Source organism: Flavobacterium sp. Root186 (assembly GCF_001428525.1).
In the GTDB taxonomy this organism is placed as follows: Bacteria; Bacteroidota; Bacteroidia; order Flavobacteriales; family Flavobacteriaceae; genus Flavobacterium.
Window position 1 is genome coordinate 941,413 of sequence record NZ_LMHW01000010.1, and the last position, 19,589, is coordinate 961,001.

Sequence of the window (19,589 nt, forward strand, 5' to 3'; positions counted from 1 at the left end):
TATTAAGACAGCCTTTTTCTTTGGTTAAATTATTTTGATTAATTGTGATTATAGATTTTAGCGTAAAGATCTTTATAGATTTCTTTAATGATTTTACGTTTTAATTTTAGAGTAGGAGTAAGCTGTCCGCCATCTATAGACCAAACATCTGGCGTAAGCTCAAAACGTTTGATTTTTTCCCAATGTCCGAATTTCTCGTTGATGCCTTCAACTTCTTCATCGATACGTTTAATAACATCCGCATTTGAAGCAATTTCTGCATTAGAATCTCCTACTGTAATTTTATGAATTTTCGCCCATTCTTTCACAAACTCAAAGTTTGGCTGAATAAAGGCAGCCGGCATTTTTTCGCCTTCACCAATAACCATAATCTGCTCAATAAAACGAGATTGTTTCATGGCATTTTCGATCATTTGCGGTGCAATATATTTACCTCCGGATGTTTTGAACATTTCTTTTTTACGATCGGTAATTTTTAAGAAACCTTCGCTGTCAATTTCCCCAATATCTCCAGTATGGAAATATCCGTTTTGTAATGCTTCAGCAGTTTTTTCAGGATCTTTGTAGTAACCTAACATTACGTTTGGCCCTTTGCAAAGGATTTCTCCGTCTTCAGCAATTTTAACTTCAATATTACGGATTGGTTTTCCAACAGTTCCAATTTTAAAACCTTTGTTTCTTTGATCGTTAACTGCAATTACCGGCGATGTTTCAGATAAACCGTAACCCTCCATAACCGGAATTTCTGCAGCAGCAAAAACTCTTGTTAAACGCGGCTGTAAAGCAGCACTTCCGGAAACCATTAAATCTAAATTTCCACCCAAACCTTCTTTCCATTTACTGAAAATAAGTTTGCGGGCAATTTTTAATTGAAACTCATACCAAAAGTCATTTGCTCCGTATGGTTCATATTTTAAACCTAAATCAATAGCCCAGAAAAACAATTTTTTCTTGATGCCGGTTAATTCAGTTCCTTTTGCATAAATTTTATCGTAAACTTTTTCTAAAAGCCTCGGAACAGCCGTTATAACTGTCGGACGAACTTCTTTTAAGTTATCACTGATTTTGTCAATCGATTCTCCAAAATAAACAGAAACACCATAATATTGATAAATGTATAAAATCATTCTCTCAAAAATATGGCAGATTGGCAAGAAGCTCAAAGCCGTACTTTTTCCCGGATCAAACGGAATTCTTGGCGCACTGTCTAAAACATTCGAAACAATATTGTTGTGCGAAAGCATAACACCTTTTGGCTTTCCGGTAGTTCCGGAAGTATAAATAATAGTAGCTAAATCATCCGTTTTGATGCTGTCTTTTCTGGCTTCAACTTCACTTTGATTGCTGTTGTCTTCTCCGGCTAATAATAAATCAGACCAGTGTTTACAGCCTGGAATTTCATTAAAAGAATAAACCTCTTTTAAAGTAGGTACATTAGCTCTAATGGCTTGTACTTTTTGATATACTTCATCATCAGAAACAAAGCAATAAATACTGCCGCTGTGGTTTAAAATATATTCGTAATCTTCCTCAGAAATAGTTGGATAAATTGGAACATTTTGCGCACCAGTCTGCAAAATACCAATATCCATCACATTCCATTCGGTTCTGTTATTTGAAGTAATTAAGGCAATTTTATCATCTTTTTGAACGCCCATGCGCAATAATGCTCTCGAAACGGCATTAGCTTTTGCAATATATTCTGCGGTGGATGTTTTTTCCCAGGCTCCATTTTTTTTAGTTGCAAGAGCAACCGGAAGATTATAAGTTTCTTGTTGATAATAGGGAAAATCAAAAAGTCGTGTGATTGAAACCATGTTTAATATATTGAATTTTACTGCAAATTAAATAAAAATAAGGTACGATTTTTTATTTTATGGAATTTTATGGGAAAATTTATAGAGACTATTAAAAATCAACGAAAACGTTTTCTTTTTTATAGCGAATATTCCCAAAAACCAAGAAAAATTTAATTTGCAAGGAAGTTTTAAAAGACTATTGTACGTTGTAATCTTCGTATTCTTTTACTCTTTCTCCCATTAAGAACATTTTTTTCTTGACAAAATGAATGGAGAATTGAGAATAGAACCATTCGTTACCTTCAACTGGTCTGTACCAAAATGTATAAGACTTACTATTGAAACCTTCTTTAAAAACCGGAGTTCCGTCTTCTGTACATTCGATTCCCCAATTGATCTTTTGTTTGCTTAAATCTTCGGCTTGGATAGAACCTGTTCCATCAGGATTTAAAACCGTAATAGGCTGTTTTAAACCAATAGGAGCATAAGTTCCCTGAACAGGAAAACCAATAGTGGTCGTAATATAACGTTCTTTTGAATTGTGGGTTATTACATTTACTTCAGCTTGTGAGTATGATTTTGAGGCAGCAAAAAATAACGTAATAAGTAATAAATGTACGGCTTTCATTTCTATGCAGGTTTAAAAGTGTTTTTTAGGCGTTTATAAAAATCAGCGGCAGATTTTTATGTAGCGAATATAACTTAAATTTTGATTAAAACAGAAGAATTTGATTTAACTAAAAAATACCGTGTTTTTCCCCTTTTAAAAACAGTAGATTACCTTGTTAATTTAGATTAGGCTTATTCTATTTTTACCCCGTTCAATGCGGAAGCCGAAAAGCTAATAGAGTAGGCACTAATCAACCAAAATAATTATGGAAACTGCCTTCTATTTAGCAATGGGCTGGTGCGGTACCAAATATCCAGGCTGGTGGAAACGCTTTTGGAGAAGCCCTCCGCCGCCTCCGGATCCGGAACCGTGGTGGACTATTGCATTAATTGGAATAGGACTGGTTGCGGGAGCTGCCGGCGGCTTATTCTTTAGTAATGCAATTGCAGAAAATCAATTTTTTGCAGGCCAAAATGCAGTTGCCTCAGGGCTATTTGCATTTGGAGCGGCCAATGTCATAACCGGAATTGCATCAGCATTTAAAGACTAAAAAAAATACCTCGATTTAGGGATAGCGTCGGGGTATTTTTATTTTATTTAAAGACTAAAAAAGCATTTTAAGACTATATGTAAAAAAAAATCGCCCGATAAATTCGGGCGATTTTAGTGAAAAATATATTTTTAGTTTTTCTCAATCCATTTTCTGGCATTGATAAAAGCTTCATGCCAAGGTGTAAACTCGTCATTTCTGTCTTTTGGATAATGCGCCCAGTTCCATTGGAAAGTCGAACGCTCAATGTGTGGCATGGTAACTAAATGTCTTCCGGTTTTATCACACATCATCGCTACGTCATAATGAGAACCGTTAGGGTTTGCAGGATAACCTTCGTAAGCATATTTAGAAACAATGTTGTAGTTTTCTTCACCCATTGGTAAATTGAATTTACCTTCTCCGTGAGAAACCCAAACTCCTAAAGTAGTTCCGGCCAAAGTCGATAACATCACTGAATTATTCTCCTGAACCTTTACAGAAGTAAAAATACTTTCGTGTTTGTTACTATCGTTATGAAGCATTTTTCCGTGAACTTCATGCTCTGGATTAATAACTTCCAATTCCATAAACAACTGACAACCGTTACAGATTCCAACAGATAAAGTATCTTCTCTTTTGAAGAAGTTATCTAAAGCTGTTTTTGCTTTTTCGTTATATAAGAAAGCTCCGGCCCAACCTTTAGCAGAACCTAAAACATCTGAGTTAGAGAATCCTCCAACAGCTCCAATAAACTGAATATCTTCAAGAGTTTCACGGCCAGAAATCAAATCCGTCATGTGAACGTCTTTTACATCAAAACCTGCCAAATACATTGCATTTGCCATTTCGCGTTCAGAATTACTTCCTTTTTCACGAATAATAGCCGCTTTTGGTCTTGGTTTTGAGGCGTCAATTACAGGCGCTTTTCCAGTAAAGTGAGCTGGGAAAGTATAATTTAAAGCCTGATTTTTATAGTTTTCAAAACGTGCTTTTGCAGTTCCGTTTTTAGATTGTTTTTGATCTAATAAATAAGAAGTTTCAAACCAAACGTCTCTATACTCCGCAATATCCAAATTATAAATTCCAAATTCCAAACTTGGTTTGCTTTGAACTGAACCAATTTTGAAGAATTCGATGTTGTTTTGTTTCAATTTAGCTTCAACAGCTGCATCAGATTTTGCTTGAAAAACGATTCCGATGTTTTCTGCAAAAAGGATTTTTAAAAGATCTTTTTCTGCGAAAGCGCTGAAATCAATTTTAGCTCCAAGGTTTACATCAGCAAAACACAATTCTAATAAAGTAGTAATCAATCCACCGCTTCCGATATCGTGTCCGGCTAAGATTTGGCTTTCGCCGATTAATTCCTGAATCGTGTTAAAAGCATTTTTGAAGAAAGAAGCATCTTTAATCGTAGAAGTTTCGTTTCCGATTGTATTTCTAATTTGTGCAAAAGAAGAACCTCCTAATTTGAAATCATCCTGAGATAAGTTGATATAATAAATGGAATCTCCGTCTTTTTGTAAAACAGGCTCCACTACTTTTCTAATATCGGTACAGTTTCCTCCTGCAGAAATAATAACCGTTCCCGGCGCGATTACTTCGTCGTTTGGATATTTTTGTTTCATCGAAAGTGAATCTTTTCCTGTCGGAATGTTGATTCCCAATTCGATTGCAAATTCTGAACAGCCTTCAACAGCAGCGTATAAACGAGCGTCTTCACCTTCGTTTTTACAAGCCCACATCCAGTTGGCAGAAAGTGAAATTCCTTTTAAACCATCTTTAATTGGCGCCCAGATAATGTTTGATAACGATTCTGCAATAGCATTTCTGCTTCCTGCAACCGGATCAATCAAAGCGGCAATAGGAGCGTGGCCAATAGAAGTTGCAATTCCTTCTTTACCTAAATAATCCAAAGCCATAACGCCAACATTATTCAAAGGCAATTGCAAAGGTCCTGCACATTGTTGTTTGGCAACTTTTCCACCCACACAACGGTCCACTTTATTAGTCAACCAGTCTTTTGAGGCAACAGCTTCAAGGCGTAAAACGTCTTTTAAATAACTTTCGAAATCATTAGCTGAGTAAGAAACGGCAGCATATTTTCTATCGATAGTTTTATCCGTCATAACTGTTTTAGGAGAACTTCCGAAGAAATCTTCTAAAGCATAATCCATCGGTTTTGAACCATTTGATTTTGATTCGAAAGTAAAACGGTGATCTCCCTTTACATCTCCAACCTGATACATTGGCGAACGCTCTCTGTCAGCAATTCTCTGTAACGTATCAATATCTTTTTGACCAATAACCAATCCCATTCTTTCCTGAGATTCGTTACCAATAATTTCTTTTGCAGAAAGTGTAGGATCTCCAACAGGTAATTTATCCAAATCGATTAAACCTCCAGTTTCTTCCACCAATTCAGAAAGACAGTTTAGATGTCCTCCAGCTCCGTGATCGTGAATTGAAACAATTGGATTATGATCACTCTCTACCAAACCACGAATCGCGTTTGCAGCACGTTTTTGCATTTCAGGATTCGAACGTTGAATAGCATTTAATTCAATTCCTGAACCGAAAGCACCAGTATCTGCAGAAGAAACCGCAGCACCACCCATTCCAATTCTATAATTTTCTCCACCCAGAATTACGATTTTATCGCCTTTTTGTGGTTTCTTTTTTATTGCCTGATCTAGTTTTCCGTAACCAATTCCACCTGCTTGCATGATTACTTTATCGTAACCAATTTTACGGTCGTTTTCTCCATGTTCGAAAGTTAAAACTGAACCTGTAATTAACGGTTGACCGAATTTATTTCCAAAATCAGAAGCTCCGTTTGAAGCTTTGATCAAAATATCCATTGGCGTTTGGTACAGCCATTTTCTTTCTTCAACAGCGTTTTCCCATTTTCTGTCGTCGTTTAAACGAGAGTATGAAGTCATATAAACTGCAGTTCCTGCTAATGGCAAAGAACCTTGTCCACCGGCTAAACGGTCACGAATTTCTCCTCCTGAGCCTGTTGCAGCTCCGTTGAAAGGCTCAACTGTTGTTGGGAAATTGTGTGTTTCTGCTTTTAAAGATAAAACAGAATCAAATTCTTTTATCTCGTAATAATCTGGTTTGTCAGCTGTTTTTGGTGCGAACTGCTGCACTTTTGGTCCTTTTACAAAAGCAACATTGTCTTTGTAAGCAGACACTATATCGTTAGGATTTTCCTGTGATGTTTTTTTGATTAATTTGAAAAGAGAAGTTTCTTTTTCTTCACCATCAATAATAAAAGTTCCGTTGAAAATTTTGTGACGGCAGTGTTCTGAATTGGCTTGTGAAAAAGCAAAAATCTCAGAATCAGTTAGTTTCCGCCCTAATTTTACAGCAAGATTATCTAAGTAATCTACTTCTTCCTGGCTTAAAGCTAAACCTTCAACTTTATTATAAGTGGCAATATCATCAATTTCCAGAATGGGTTCCGGCTGAATATTGATAGTGAAAATCTCCTGATCTAATTCATTGAATTTTTGAAAAAGCATCGGATCAAAATCAGTAAAATTTTCCGTTGCCGGATGAAATTCTTCAATTCTGATAATGCCCGGAACACCCATATTTTGAGTGATTTCTACAGCATTTGTACTCCAAGGTGTGATCATAGTGGCGCGGGGACCAACAAAAAAACCCGTCAGTGCGGATTTTTCGATCTTATTCGAGTCGGCAAAAAGCCAGTTTAATTTTGAAATGTCTTGAGCTGAAATTTCGTTTTGCGTTTGTACGGCAAAAACAGTTTTGCTTTGGTTTTCAAAGAAATGGATCATTGTGATGTGTAGTTTGTTGTATTGAGCTGCAAATTTAGTGTAAATAAATAGTAAGCACAAATTTGATAACAAACTCTTTTAAAAAAAATGAAGTTGTTCTGAAAAGGGATTGAAATTTAAGGATTTTGTATTTAATCTCGCAAAGTCGCTATGACGCAAAGTTTTTTTGTTTCACGCAGATTCAGCAGATTGAGCAGATTTTTTTGGGTAGAGTTATTAATAAATCTGTGTCAATATTTATTAGGTTTCTTAATCTGTTTTATCCGCCAAATCTGTGTGAAAAAAAATATTTAGTTGATTACTATCTTTTTAATTATAGTTTTTGAATCTCTTGTAATTTTAGCAATATAAATACCGCTTGAAAGATGACTTAGTGATAATACAGAATCTGTTGCATTTTGTTTTTCGAAAACTTTTTGTCCAGAAAACGAAAGGATTTCTATCGAATAAGGAGAATCTGAATTGTCTAAAACAATATTAAAAATTCCATCAGAAGGATTTGGAAAAACAACAATTTCATCTGAAAGTTCTACAACTTCTTCCTCAATTGGTTTCGCTATTTTGCTTGCTAAATTGTTGCAGGTATCTTGTGTAAATGAATCCCATTGTGAACTTAGATTGAAAGTTGTACTTGGAGAAGTTACCGTTGATTTTCTTCTTAAAGTAACATCGATAGCAAAATTGGCTGTTCCGCCATTAAAAGTTCCGATTATGTCGATTAAAACTCCATTTTTAAATAAACCTACGGCATCATTTCCGTTAAAAGTTAGTTCTGTTGCCGTTGTTGAAATGTTGGCTGAACTTGGAGAAAAACAGCTTGAAGAAATTGAACTGTTTACAATTACAAATTTGCTTCCTGTTGTTAAAGTTCCTGTCAAAGCTAAGCCTGTACTCCATGAACCGGCTCCGTTGGTTTGTTTTTTTATAGTATATGCAGATAAACTAACAGAACTTCCTGTGTTGTTTGCAATTTCCAAAGCTTTATTATTTCCAGAACCCTCAATATATTCAGAGAAAAGTAGGTCTGTAGCAGTTCCTGTTCCGCTGCTGTTGGTTGTAACTGAAATGGTATTGCTTGACGAAGAAGCATTTCCGGCAGCATCTTTTGCTTTTACATAAATAGAATAAGCTGTTGAAGCGGTTAAGCCTGTAATTGTAGCTGTAACTCCTGATACAGTTGTTTTAAAAACGCTGTTCGCATAAACATCATAACCTGTAACGGCTACATTGTCTGTAGAAGCTGTCCAGGCAAGTGTAATTGAAGTCGAAGTTTTTGAAGTCGAAGCCAAACTTGTTGGAGTAGTTGGCGCCTGAGTATCTCCAGAAGGAGTTCCGCCCCAAATTTGATTCACATATTCCGGATGATCGATATATGGATTTCTATTATTTTGACGCGCGTAAATTGCATTATTCCTTGCAATTTCTCTCGCACTTACAGGATCTTGTGTATGCCAAGCTAAAAGAATGTTTAAGAAAGCCGTTGTAAAAACTTTATTACTTGAACCGTCAAACATGGCGTACGAATATCCCGCAACGGTATTTTCATAACGAGTTGCAAAATAAAAATACATTCTGGCAATATCTCCTTTAAAAGCATTTATGGGCTCAAAAACGGTTCCCGAATATCCAGATACAGAACTTGATCCCAATTTTCCGCCATTTTGAGAAGTATAAGTTGCAGCACTTACCGTTCCGTGTGGATAGTTGGAACGTATTCCGTTTACTTTTCCATCCGTTGGAGTTATGAAATGTGCATCGGCAACCATTGGCGACTGCTCATTAAAAACCGATTGTGGAATAATATGCTCTCTGTTATAGCAATCGCCTTCAACAGAATAATTTCCACAGCGCTGCGTACTTCCTGTGCTGTAATTATATGGATCTGTTCCTGATGGATTTTCAGAATACATGTCTAAAACAGTTCCATCATTTTCGTAAAAATTGTCAACGTCAGATGTTTGGTACGTGGTATATAAACCAGCATATCCATTATCTGTATGACCTTTAATAATGTTGTACAATTGAGTTTTTAAAGTATAACCCGTTCCGGTTGCAGTGTTGTAATAACCAGAAGGAATTTGGGCAAAGCCAATTGTAGTAAGAAATAATAACAGCAAAAAGTAATTTTTTTTCATAAAAATAGGGGTTTTAAGTTTGGTTGTAATACTTTTCTAAAGTTTTGAATTTTAGAATCTTAAATAAGTATTGTAGCAAATCTATTACTTTTATGAATACGATACGTTAAGTGATGTTTAATTTTTAGGTATATTTTCTTACTGTTGTTTTTGTTGCCACGAAGACGCGAAGTCACTAAGCTTTTTTAATCTCGCAAAGTCGCGAAGTTTAATTTTCAAGTAAAACAAAAAATCTTTGCGACTTCGCGACTTTGCGAGCAAAATTCACACAGAACTTAAATCTCTTATATCACTTATATGGTTTAGAAAATTACTTCGGGAAATCTTTACTTTGATAAACACCCAAATCTGGCGGAGAAGTTCTAGTTGTTCCTAAAATATCTAATGGAATTATATACGCCGGATTCCCTTTCGCGAAAGCGGCAGAAGTTTTATCAATATTCAACTGATTTTTAGAAACATTATAAAACTTCGGATTTTCGTTTAAAATAATATTATTATAATGTTCCGTATCAGTTTTAAATTGATAATCAGGATTTGTTGTGCTTCCAAATTTCAACAGACAGTTGTTTAATTGATAAACAAAAGCAGCACTTGCATTTTTTTGCAAATTGAATTCATTCGTGCTGGAACCATAAATAATACAATTGTTAAAAGTCGCCTGCGTCAGCGGATTCGTTTCCGGAGCTGCTCCGGCTAAACTATTGCTTAAGTTAACAGCAAAATGCGAACTGCTTTGCCAGTTGTTATTAAAGGTACAATGTGTAAAGCTGTAATTTCCGCCATAGACACAAGACAAACCTGCAATTCCGGCATAATTGATTACGATGTTTTCACCGTTGATCTGAGCGTTTTGGGCTAAAATTCCGTATTCAACACAATTGTAGATTTGTGTATTTTTGATTTCAATTGTATTTAGCGGATTTTTAAAATCTAAACCAACAACAGCATTTTTTAAAGTTAAATGATTGATAGAATGGTTCGTACTTCCGTTTGCAAAAAGAACAGACTTCCATTGTCCCGGAATATCAGAATAAAGAGATTCCAAACGATCGCCTTCAAAAATAACTTCGTTTTCGAGTTTTTCAGTTGTTGATACAGTTCCGTTAATTTGAAGCGTGGCTTTATCGCCAACATACAAACCAGAATTAGCATGAAAATAGACTCTGGCTCCGGCTTCAAAAGTTACGGTTTTATTTTCAGGAACTCCGGCATAACCATAAATAACATAAGGTTTTTGTTTGGTAAAAATCAATTCATTTCCGTTTTCGGTATCATTTTCGTCCAGATAAAACCCATCGACATCTTTGCCTTCAATCTGGATTTTTTCTTTCGTTCCATCAGCATTTTGTTTTGGATATAAAAATACAGCGTCCTGAATTAACGTTACCAAAGCTACTTCCTGAAGATTTGCACCGCTGTCAAACTGTATTTCATCGGTATATAAAAAATCTGTCGGATCAGCATCCGTAATATCCGCAGTTGTTTCTATAAAAATATATAAACTGTCTTTTGCTAAAAGCGTAACATCTTTAAAGATCTTTCCATTGTTGCCGCTCATTCCGTCAACCGTCATTCGGTATTTTGAATTCAGTCCTTTTTTAAGCTGTACAACAGGAATTGAAATATCATTTTTACTTCGATTGTAAACTTTAAGCTGATACGTACTTGAACCTATGTTTTTAAAAACAGTATCCAAATAAACGGTGTCTTTTGAAAACTTTAAATCTCCGGTACTGGCAACGGTATCAAAATCAGTTCTGCATGAACTAAAAGCTAGAGTTATTCCGAAAATGAAGAGTACAAAGTATTGACGCATTTGGATATGTTTAGTTTTTTTGCCACAGATTAAAAGGATTAAAAAGATTTTTTACTCTTTGCGAATATATTTAATCTGTAATAACCTGTGAAAATCTGTGAGCTAAAAAAATAATTTCTAACGACAGATCAATATTAATGTTTTTGTAAAAATAGCAAAAAACTTACATGTTTGAAGTTGAATTTTAATTTTAGAATGGGATTTTCGAATTTGTATCTCATCTTTTCTTTAATTTTACGATTTTAAAGTCCATTTTAATGAATTATACAAAAGAACAAATTATAGCGTACTGCAATGAGTTTTCTAAAAACACTTTGATGGAAACGCTAAAAATCGAATATATCGACGCCGGAGAAGATTTTTTAACAGCAAAAATGCCTGTAAATCCAAGCGTTCACCAACCAATGGGACTGCTTCATGGCGGCGCTTCTGTAGCTTTGGCAGAAAGTGTTGGAAGTGCAGCTTCTCACTTTTTTATTAATCCAAAAGAACAGGAAGTTCGTGGTATCGAAATCTCTGCAAACCATTTAAAAAGCATTCGCGAAGGAGTTGTTTTTGGTACAGCCAGAATTATTCATAAAGGAAGAAGTCTTCACCTTTGGGAAATTAAAATTACGGATGAAGCCGGAAATTTGATTTCGCTTTGCAAGCTTACGAATATTGTTTTGGAGAAAAAGAAAACAGAATAAAGAGCATGAATAATTTTTTCTCAAAAACAAAACAACATTACAATCACAATTTACCTTTTGTAATTTATTCTAAACCTAATACTGCAAGTGTTTTTGGGCTTTTACAGCAAAATAACACTTTATATAAAATTACTGATTACAGCGAAAAAGGATTTGTTTTTGCTTCTTTTGATGAAAAACAACTCGTTTTAATTCCCGAAAATGAATCGGAAATTATTAGCGCTGACAAGGAAATTACTGCATTTGAAGCAACTGAAATTGATGATCTGAATTTTGATGCTGAAGCTAAAATTCAATATGAAGATTTAGTTTCAAAAGGAATCGAGGCAATTAAAAATGAAGAATTCAAAAAAGTAGTTTTATCAAGAAGCGAAAAAACAACCTTATCTGAATTTGATTTTGTTCAGACTTTCCAGCATTTGATTCAATTATATCCTACGACTTTTTGTTACTGTTTTTTTCATCCTAAAATTGGACTTTGGATGGGGGCAACGCCCGAACAATTGCTAAAAGCAAACGGAAATATTTTTGAAACCACCGCTTTGGCCGGAACGCAAAAAGCAAATTTAGAAACCGAAATTCGATGGGAACAAAAAGAAAAAGACGAACAGCAATATGTTACTGATTTTATTGTAAAACGTTTACGAGAAGTTGCTAATTCAGTTGTGGTTAAAGAACCTTATAGTTTAAAAGCCGGATCGATCTGGCATATTAAAACGGATATTTCGGGAGTTTTAAATGATAATTCAACGTTGGAAGAAGTTATTGATACGCTCCATCCAACTCCGGCGGTCTGCGGCCTGCCAAAGAAAAAAGCAAAAACTTTTATCATAGAAAATGAAAATTACGACAGAACTTTTTATACTGGTTTCCTGGGTGAATTAAACAGCAGTTTTGCGGGTAGTAAAACTAGTTCTGATTTATTTGTAAATTTGCGCAGTATGCAGATTCAGGATAAAACGGCGATTTTATATATGGGATGCGGCATTACAAGAGAAAGTATTCCCGAAAAAGAATGGGAGGAAAGCGTCAATAAATCAATGACGATGAAGAGAGTTTTGAGAAAATAGCTTAAAAAAGTTTCAGGTTTCATGTTTCAAGTTTCACGTTCTGTAGCAACCTGAAACTTGAAACCTGAAACAAAACAAACAAAAAATCAAAAAATGAAATTAGACATATTAGCCTTTGGCGCACATCCGGATGATGTAGAATTGGGTTGTGCCGGAACAATTTTAAAAGAAGTTTCCCTTGGGAAAAAAGTGGGTATTGTAGATTTGACGCGCGGAGAACTAGGAACGCGCGGAACTGCTGAAACCAGAGATGAAGAAGCAAAAGCGGCCGCCAAAATTTTAGGTGTTTTGGTTCGCGAGAATTTAGGTTTACGTGACGGATTTTTTATGAATGACGAAAAGCATCAGTTAGAAGTCATTAAAATGATTCGAAAATATAAACCTGAAATTGTGTTATGCAATGCAATTGACGATCGTCATATTGATCATGGAAGAGGAAGTAAACTAGTTTCTGATGCTTGCTTTTTATCGGGATTGATGAAAATTGAAACTTCGATAGATGGAGAGAAACAAGACGCCTGGAGACCAAAAGTGGTGTATCATTATATTCAATGGAAAAACATTACTCCGGATTTTGTAGTGGATATTACAGGTTTTGAAAAGAAAAAGGTTGAAGCGATTTCTGCTTATAAAACACAATTTTACGATCCGAATTCGAAGGAACCAGCAACGCCAATTACAAGTAAAAACTTCTTTGAAAGCTTGAATTATCGTGCGCAGGACTTAGGAAGACTGGTTGGGAAAGATTTTGCTGAAGGTTTTACTGTTGAAAGATGTTTGGCAGTCAACAGCTTAGAAAATTTGATGTAAATTTTTCGTTTTTTTCTTTGTAGAAGTAAACCTTTGTTATATATTTGCACTCGCTAAGCAAAAATGGTGGTTGTAGCTCAGTTGGTTAGAGTAGCGGTTTGTGGTGCCGCGGGTCGCCGGTTCGAACCCGGTCAGCCACCCAGAAATTTAAAGCCTTGAAGAAATTCAAGGCTTTTTTTGTTTTCTCTCGAAAACAAATTACAATTTAGAAATTCCAAATTTGATATAACATTTGATTTCAATCCTGGATTTGAAATTTTAGAATATTGGAAATTAAAAAAGCACAACTGTTAAGTTGTGCTTTTTTTGGTGGTTATTATATTTGGCTTATTGTGTTTTTAAATTTCGTCAAAAGTAGTTCCTTGTTTCATATCGCCGGTTTTAAAACCTTTTTTAAACCAGTACATTCTTTGTTCTGATGTTCCGTGTGTAAATGAGTCGGGAACAATTTGTCCTTGCATTTTGCTTTGAATAGCATCGTCTCCCACGGCATTTGCAGCACTTAGCGCTTCTTCGATATCGCCGGTATCTAAATTTTCCTGATTGTAATGTGCCCATACTCCCGCATAAAAATCGGCTTGTAATTCCAGAGCTACTGAAAGTTTATTAGCTTCAGCCTGACTTTTGCCTTCTTGTTCCTGATGCATTTTTGCAGAAGTTCCTAATAATGTCTGGATATGATGTCCAACTTCATGCGCAATAACATACGCAATGGCAAAATCACCGCCTTTGGCACCAAATTTTGTTTTAAGTTCTTCAAAAAAACCTAAATCCATGTAAACCTTTTGATCTGCAGGACAATAAAAAGGTCCAGAAGCTGATGAAGCGCCTCCACAAGAAGTTTGAACAGAACCTCTAAAAAGTACCAATTTTGGATTTTTATAAGTCATTCCGTGTTCTGAAAATATTTTTCCCCAAATGTCTTCGTTATCAGCTAAAATAACTCTGACAAAATCACCCATTTCTTCATCTTCTTTACTTAGTGGAGCTGCTGCTTCAGTTTGTGTCTGCCCGCCTTGCATTTGTTCTAAAACAGGTGTAATAAGTTTTGCATTTTCTCCGCCAAAAACATTCAACAACAAAATAATGATACCAATAACTCCGCCTCCAACAGCGATTTTTCCGCCAGAGATTGATCTGCGGTCTTCTACATTATCACTTTGTCTTCTGCCTTGCCATTTCATAGTAAATTGTATTTAAGCTTTTTATGTTTTTTCTTGTACGAATTTATATAATTTTTGGGAATAACGTATTATTTAAGATGATTTAGTTTTAATTATTTTAACCATTTTATCAAAGTTTCTTCGACAGTACCTTTCATAATTGGTTTTGAAATATAATCGTCCATTCCAGCGGAAATACATTTGTTGCGCTCTTCTTTTTCGGCACCGGCAGTTACGGCAATTATCGGAATATCTTTTCCCGTAGAAGTATTTCTAATGGCTTTTGTTGTTTCGTAGCCGTTCATAATTGGCATTTGAATATCCATAAAAACAAGCGTTGGATTAATACTTTCAAATTGTTTTACAGCTTCATAACCATTTTCACATTCAAAAATAAAAGCGTTATGATACAGGTTTTTTACAATCGTTTTTAAGAGCAGCATGTTTACTTTATTGTCCTCAACAATTAAAAAACGTATGTTTTTGTTGTTTGCTTCATTAGGATTTTCAGGTACGGCTTGTAAGTTTTTTAATTCGGAATTATACTTTTCATTTATGCTTTGATTGCTGGTTTTTAAATTTAAATCGAAGAAAAAGTTACTTCCTTCACCAATATTACTTTCAAGCTGTAATCGGCTTTCCATTAAGGCTAAAAGCTGATTGGATATTGTTAATCCTAAACCGGTTCCGCCAAATTTTCTTGTTGTAGAACTATCTGCCTGCGAAAAGGCTTTAAAAATTTTCTTCTGATTTTTTTCCATAATTCCAATTCCGGTATCAAGCACAGAAAAACGTATGGTCGAAAAGTTATTTTTTGTTTTTGATAAAACAGAAACATTCAATTTTATAGAGCCTTCATTAGTGAATTTTACCGCATTCGAAAGCAGATTAATCAGGATTTGTTTTATTCGAACAATATCTGTCCAAATATATTTAGGAACATCTTGATCTACATTGAGTTCCAGCTGCAGATTTTTTTGATTGGATTCAAAAACAATCAAATCGAAAACCTGCCCAAGCACTTTTTTAATATCATACAAATCAATAAAAAGCTCCAATTTTCCGGCTTCAATTTTAGAAAAATCAAGAATATCATTGATGATCTCCAGCAGCGAGTGTGCTGATTGATTAATGGTGGTCATGTATTTTTCCTGAATTTCCTCTAATTCAGTTTTCATCAATAAATGAGTGAAACCAATGATTCCATTTAAAGGTGTTCTGATTTCATGCGACATATTGGCCAGAAAATCAGATTTTGATTTATTGGCCGCTTCTGCCAATTGTTTGGCTTTAATAGCGTCTTCGGTTTCTTTTTTATTGGTGATGTCAAAGTAAATTCCTCCCACAAATTCTATTTCGTCGCCTTTTTTAATAACGTCTCCAAATTCTTCAACCCAAATATATTCGCCCGTTTTTCTCTTAATTCGGTAAACATTATGTAAAGGCATTCCGTTTTGAAGATTATCAATTTGATTATTAATAACTTCATCGCGGTCTTCATGATGAATAAGAGATAAGAACGAAAGGTTATTTTCGATAAACTCAGCTTTAGAATATCCGGTTAAGTTTTGAATTTCGTCGTTTAGGAAAATTTTAGTCGAAAAGGCATCAAATTTTGATAAATAAACTGTTCCGGGAATATTGTTAGCGATTAATTTGAATTTTTCTTCGCTTTCAATAATCTTACTTTCGTTTCGGTTTCTTTCTAATGCAGATGAAATATTATTGGCTAAAACCTGAAAGATATAAATTTCCTCTTCAGACCATTTTCGTTCTTTGGTACAATCATCAAAACCAATAAATCCGCTAAAAATGTCGTTGATGTATAACGGAAGAATTAAAATTGATTTTATTTCATTATTGATAAGCAATTGTTTAAAAAACTTATCTTCAAGCTTTCTGGTATAGGTATTTACAATTCGTTTGTTTTTTGCCGCTTCAAAAATTTCTATTAAATTTTCTTCTGTCATATGGCGTAAAGGCGTGATTTGATGCGGAATTCCTTTTCGTGACCATTTGTATTTTTGAACAACAGTATTGGTTGTAAAGTCTCTTTCGTAATAAAACATATGATCTGCTTTTGAAGCTTTTCCAATTAAATCATACGTTTCCTGAAACATTTGTTCTGTAGATTTACTCAGCAAAAATTTCTCTGTACAAAGCGAAAGCGCCGATAAGAGCTGACTTTTAAATTCTAATCGGCGTTCAGTTTCCAAACGCATCTGCATCGAGATGGCCAGCGAAACAACATCAGAAATAGTTCTGGCATAATTGATATCTTCATTATCCCAATCTCTTTGTTCCTCTGTACTTTCAAAACAAACAACACCAGCCAGTTGTCCGCTTAAAAAAATCGGAACATCCAGCATTGATTTAATTTTGTTTTTGGTAAAATAAAGTTTTTGAAATTCTGAAGTTTCTAATTTATTAAAAACGTCAGGAGCATTTATAATTGCTTTGTTTTTTAAGGTTTCAAAATAAATTGGGTACGATTCTTTATCGAGAATATTTTTATCTGTCAGGTTTTGATTGTCAATACTGTATAGGTTTTTACAAGTAATCAGGTCTCTATAATATTTCCAAAAACTCACTCTGTTAGATTTACTTACAGTCGAGGCTTCTTTTATAATATAATCGATAACAGTATTTAAATTATTATAAGTGCTAAAGTCGGTCGTTGATAATTTTTTAGTTGAATTGTTGTAAGCTTCGATTTTCTCAAGACGTCTTTTTTTCTCGTTTTCGGCATTTTTGATATCAGTAATATCTCTTGCAATTCCTGCAAAACCAATGGTTTGATCTAAATCATTTTTGCGAATGATGATCTTTTGCGAAATCCATAATTCCTGTCCGTTTTTCTTTAAAATAGGAAGTTCAATTATTGGGAATTTATTTCCGTTGCTTCCAAAATTTTCATAAAAATCAACCGCACTCATAGAATACTTTTCATGAATGAAGTTTGAATAATGTTTTTGAATTATTTCATCTTCAGAATAGCCTAAAAGCGAATATGCAAATTCATTTATAAAAGTAAAATAACCGTCGGCATCAACTTCAAAAATAATATCTGTTGCCGTTTGAATTAAGTTTTTGTATTGATCCTGAACAATAACCTGCTCGGTAACATCCTGACCAATACTTATAATTAAATCCTCAGAGAATTTTTTATCTTTCCACTGTATGTATTTATATTCTCCGTTTTTCGTTTTTAGTTTTCGGGTATAAATTTTATTTTCTTCATGATGTATTATAGAAATACTTTTGTCGTATTCGTCTCCTTTTGTAAGTTTCCAGAAATTTAGCCCCATAACTTCTTCGGGCTGATAGCCTAAAATAGAGGTTACAGTTTCACTGCAAAATAAGATTTCGCCTTTTTGATCTGTTGCAATTGTCAATGAATTTCCTTTGTGTACAATTTCGTTTGCAAAGCGGAAATTGTCCCGATTATTTTGTAAAACGGCATATTTAACCTGATTAATAATAAAAATCAGGATGCAGAAATTAATTAATAAAATAGAAGATTTTAGGGGAATTAATTGAAATGCAACTGTTAAGATGAGAAATGTAAAAACAAGAGAAACAAAAAACCAGTAAATTTTAATTGGTTTTAAAATGTTGTATGAAAAGAAAAACGAGATTAAAAAAACGATTATCGGGACAACATCTTCAGACAGGAAAACGATGTTGTAACAAACATAACTAATGTAAATAAAGAAACTAAAAACAAAAATTTGCTGAATTTTATCTCTCAGCCATTTTATTTTGTCGGTTATTACATAAATAACAAGAACACAAAAACCAATTGAAACGTTTACGACCAGTAAACTTTTTGGCCTGATTTTAAAAATTTCATTTATGATTTCGATTACAATAACTGCAATTCCAAAAAATAAAATATAAAGCTGATATTCCCTTCCTGCAGTTTCTGCTTCTTTCTTTTTTTCAATGAAATTTCCAATTTTTGCTTTGATGCGAAAAAATTGATAGACCAAAAGTCCCAAAAAGCCCAGTAAAGAAAAACCGAGAACTATAAATTTGGGATTATTATAGAAAATAATGTCTGAATTGAAAACATACCAGTTTGTCATAATTGATTTCAGAGTATTGCCAGAACAGGTAATACCTGAAACCAATAGATTGAAAAAACTATAGTTTTCTACCATAGATTTTGGGATATGTTTGGTTTAGTAAATAGCAATTTAAGTACTAATAACAGAGTTGGTTAAGCTCTTGAAATTTACTAGAACTTTGGTTTTATTCAAAATCCGATTTTCCAATTGAATCAATAGAATCTGCTTGTTCTTCTTCGGTAAAAATTGAAAAATAAGTAGCATATGTTACTGATGTATTGAATATAACTGTAAAAAGTAATCCGACACAACATGCAAAAAAGCCCACAAATGAGCCTAGAAATCCTATAACAAACAGAGCGAAAATTATTAATGGATTTTTACTTACAACAGTAATACTTGATTTAATAGCATCTATTGCATTTAATTTTCCAAAAACTATTAACGGAATTGAAAAATAAGTAAAAAATGAAATCATTATTGATACTCCGCCGCCTAAGAACATTATTCCGGTACTTTCTAAAGCATATGAAATACCTGTACTTACAGTGGCTAACAGAAATGCTAAAGAAAATAATTGAAAAAAGTACGGTGCTTTATAATAGGTAAAAATTGTTGAAACATTAAATTCCTCGTCCTTATCTGCACAGTCTGCCATTTTGAGAAACCCGGCTCCAAGCGGTGCAAATATTGCAGTTACTACTGCAATTGCAACAGTCGAAACTACTTGTTCGATGTATGTGAGTTTTTGATTTTCAAGGTTTTTTATGAAATCTTCTGAGAGTACTTGTATACCATAAACTACAGTGGCTAATCCCATGATTACTATAAAAGCAATAATTGAAAACACAAGAATTATCAACCCTGAATACAAAGCTATCTTTTTGTAATTTTCAAAGGCATAAGTAAAAACAGTAGAAAAGTCTATCGAATAGCCATCTTTTTTGATGTCCTCAATTTGTTCAAGTGTAGATTTCATTTTAAAAAGTAGAGTTGTTTTATATTCTTTGCCGTAATAAATTATTATTGACGTAAATATAATATTTTAAATCAATTCCGAATAAAAATCTATAAATATTACGAAATTGT

At 34.1% G+C, this 19,589-nt stretch carries 12 protein-coding genes and 1 tRNA gene; 5 read left to right on the forward strand and 8 right to left on the reverse strand.

Annotated features, from left to right (window positions below; all coding sequences use genetic code 11):
- Positions 1-38: 38 nt before the first annotated feature.
- Complete coding sequence (locus ASD98_RS07945; protein ID WP_056202444.1) at positions 39-1,817, reverse strand: long-chain fatty acid--CoA ligase; 1,779 nt, start codon at positions 1,815-1,817, stop codon at positions 39-41.
- 178 nt (positions 1,818-1,995) lie between these two features.
- A complete protein-coding gene (locus tag ASD98_RS07950; RefSeq protein WP_056202447.1) occupies positions 1,996-2,427 on the reverse strand; it encodes a hypothetical protein in 432 nt (143 codons plus the stop codon).
- Positions 2,428-2,674: 247 nt separating this feature from the next.
- Here ASD98_RS07950 and ASD98_RS07955 point away from each other — a divergent pair, with 247 nt between their 5' ends.
- Entirely contained in the window at positions 2,675-2,959 is a 285-nt protein-coding gene (locus ASD98_RS07955) for a hypothetical protein (protein ID WP_056202448.1), read from the forward strand.
- 131 nt (positions 2,960-3,090) lie between these two features.
- On the opposite strand, the gene purL is transcribed toward ASD98_RS07955, so the two are convergent.
- The 3 genes from purL to ASD98_RS07970 form a co-directional block, all read right to left on the reverse strand.
- Complete coding sequence (gene purL, locus ASD98_RS07960) at positions 3,091-6,744, reverse strand: phosphoribosylformylglycinamidine synthase (protein ID WP_056202451.1); 3,654 nt, start codon at positions 6,742-6,744, stop codon at positions 3,091-3,093.
- Positions 6,745-7,034: 290 nt separating this feature from the next.
- Positions 7,035-8,879 (reverse strand): endonuclease, encoded by a 1,845-nt coding sequence (locus ASD98_RS07965; protein WP_056202454.1) that lies wholly within the window; start codon positions 8,877-8,879, stop codon positions 7,035-7,037.
- A 310-nt stretch (positions 8,880-9,189) separates the two neighbouring features.
- Positions 9,190-10,698, reverse strand: a complete 1,509-nt coding sequence (locus ASD98_RS07970; RefSeq protein ID WP_056202457.1) for a hypothetical protein — start codon at positions 10,696-10,698, stop codon at positions 9,190-9,192.
- A 257-nt stretch (positions 10,699-10,955) separates the two neighbouring features.
- Between ASD98_RS07970 and ASD98_RS07975 the strand changes: the two genes are divergently transcribed.
- The 4 genes from ASD98_RS07975 to ASD98_RS07990 all read left to right on the forward strand — a co-directional run bounded on the left by ASD98_RS07975 (position 10,956) and on the right by ASD98_RS07990 (position 13,407).
- Positions 10,956-11,387, forward strand: coding sequence for a PaaI family thioesterase (locus tag ASD98_RS07975; protein WP_056202460.1), 432 nt, complete (start codon positions 10,956-10,958; stop codon positions 11,385-11,387).
- A gap of 5 nt (positions 11,388-11,392) precedes the next feature.
- A complete protein-coding gene (locus ASD98_RS07980; RefSeq protein WP_056202464.1) occupies positions 11,393-12,457 on the forward strand; it encodes a chorismate-binding protein in 1,065 nt (354 codons plus the stop codon).
- Positions 12,458-12,550: 93 nt separating this feature from the next.
- The gene (bshB1, locus tag ASD98_RS07985) at positions 12,551-13,267 is read left to right on the forward strand and encodes a bacillithiol biosynthesis deacetylase BshB1 (protein ID WP_056203278.1); all 717 of its coding nucleotides are present in this window, start codon (positions 12,551-12,553) and stop codon (positions 13,265-13,267) included.
- A 66-nt stretch (positions 13,268-13,333) separates the two neighbouring features.
- Positions 13,334-13,407 (forward strand) — tRNA-His (locus tag ASD98_RS07990).
- Positions 13,408-13,605: 198 nt separating this feature from the next.
- Here ASD98_RS07990 and ASD98_RS07995 read toward each other — a convergent pair.
- From ASD98_RS07995 to ASD98_RS08005, 3 genes are all read right to left on the reverse strand, one after another.
- Positions 13,606-14,451 (reverse strand): neutral zinc metallopeptidase, encoded by an 846-nt coding sequence (locus ASD98_RS07995; RefSeq protein ID WP_056202467.1) that lies wholly within the window; start codon positions 14,449-14,451, stop codon positions 13,606-13,608.
- A gap of 92 nt (positions 14,452-14,543) precedes the next feature.
- On the reverse strand, positions 14,544-18,593 hold the full coding sequence (locus tag ASD98_RS08000) for a PAS domain S-box protein (RefSeq protein ID WP_056202470.1): 4,050 nt from the start codon (positions 18,591-18,593) through the stop codon (positions 14,544-14,546).
- 91 nt (positions 18,594-18,684) lie between these two features.
- The gene (locus ASD98_RS08005; protein WP_056202473.1) at positions 18,685-19,479 is read right to left on the reverse strand and encodes a hypothetical protein; all 795 of its coding nucleotides are present in this window, start codon (positions 19,477-19,479) and stop codon (positions 18,685-18,687) included.
- Positions 19,480-19,589 lie beyond the last annotated feature (110 nt).

Bases quoted from the DNA above. Each gene is read 5' to 3' on its own strand.
- ASD98_RS07965 (WP_056202454.1), bottom strand. From the start codon at position 8,879: ATGAAAAAAAATTACTTTTTGCTGTTATTATTTCTTACTACAATTGGC.
- ASD98_RS07945 (WP_056202444.1), bottom strand. From the start codon at position 1,817: ATGGTTTCAATCACACGACTTTTTGATTTTCCCTATTATCAACAAGAA.
- ASD98_RS07995 (WP_056202467.1), bottom strand. From the start codon at position 14,451: ATGAAATGGCAAGGCAGAAGACAAAGTGATAATGTAGAAGACCGCAGA.
- ASD98_RS07955 (WP_056202448.1), top strand. From the start codon at position 2,675: ATGGAAACTGCCTTCTATTTAGCAATGGGCTGGTGCGGTACCAAATAT.
- ASD98_RS08000 (WP_056202470.1), bottom strand. From the start codon at position 18,593: ATGGTAGAAAACTATAGTTTTTTCAATCTATTGGTTTCAGGTATTACC.
- purL (WP_056202451.1), bottom strand. From the start codon at position 6,744: ATGATCCATTTCTTTGAAAACCAAAGCAAAACTGTTTTTGCCGTACAA.
- ASD98_RS07970 (WP_056202457.1), bottom strand. From the start codon at position 10,698: ATGCGTCAATACTTTGTACTCTTCATTTTCGGAATAACTCTAGCTTTT.
- bshB1 (WP_056203278.1), top strand. From the start codon at position 12,551: ATGAAATTAGACATATTAGCCTTTGGCGCACATCCGGATGATGTAGAA.
- ASD98_RS08005 (WP_056202473.1), bottom strand. From the start codon at position 19,479: ATGAAATCTACACTTGAACAAATTGAGGACATCAAAAAAGATGGCTAT.
- ASD98_RS07980 (WP_056202464.1), top strand. From the start codon at position 11,393: ATGAATAATTTTTTCTCAAAAACAAAACAACATTACAATCACAATTTA.
- ASD98_RS07950 (WP_056202447.1), bottom strand. From the start codon at position 2,427: ATGAAAGCCGTACATTTATTACTTATTACGTTATTTTTTGCTGCCTCA.
- ASD98_RS07975 (WP_056202460.1), top strand. From the start codon at position 10,956: ATGAATTATACAAAAGAACAAATTATAGCGTACTGCAATGAGTTTTCT.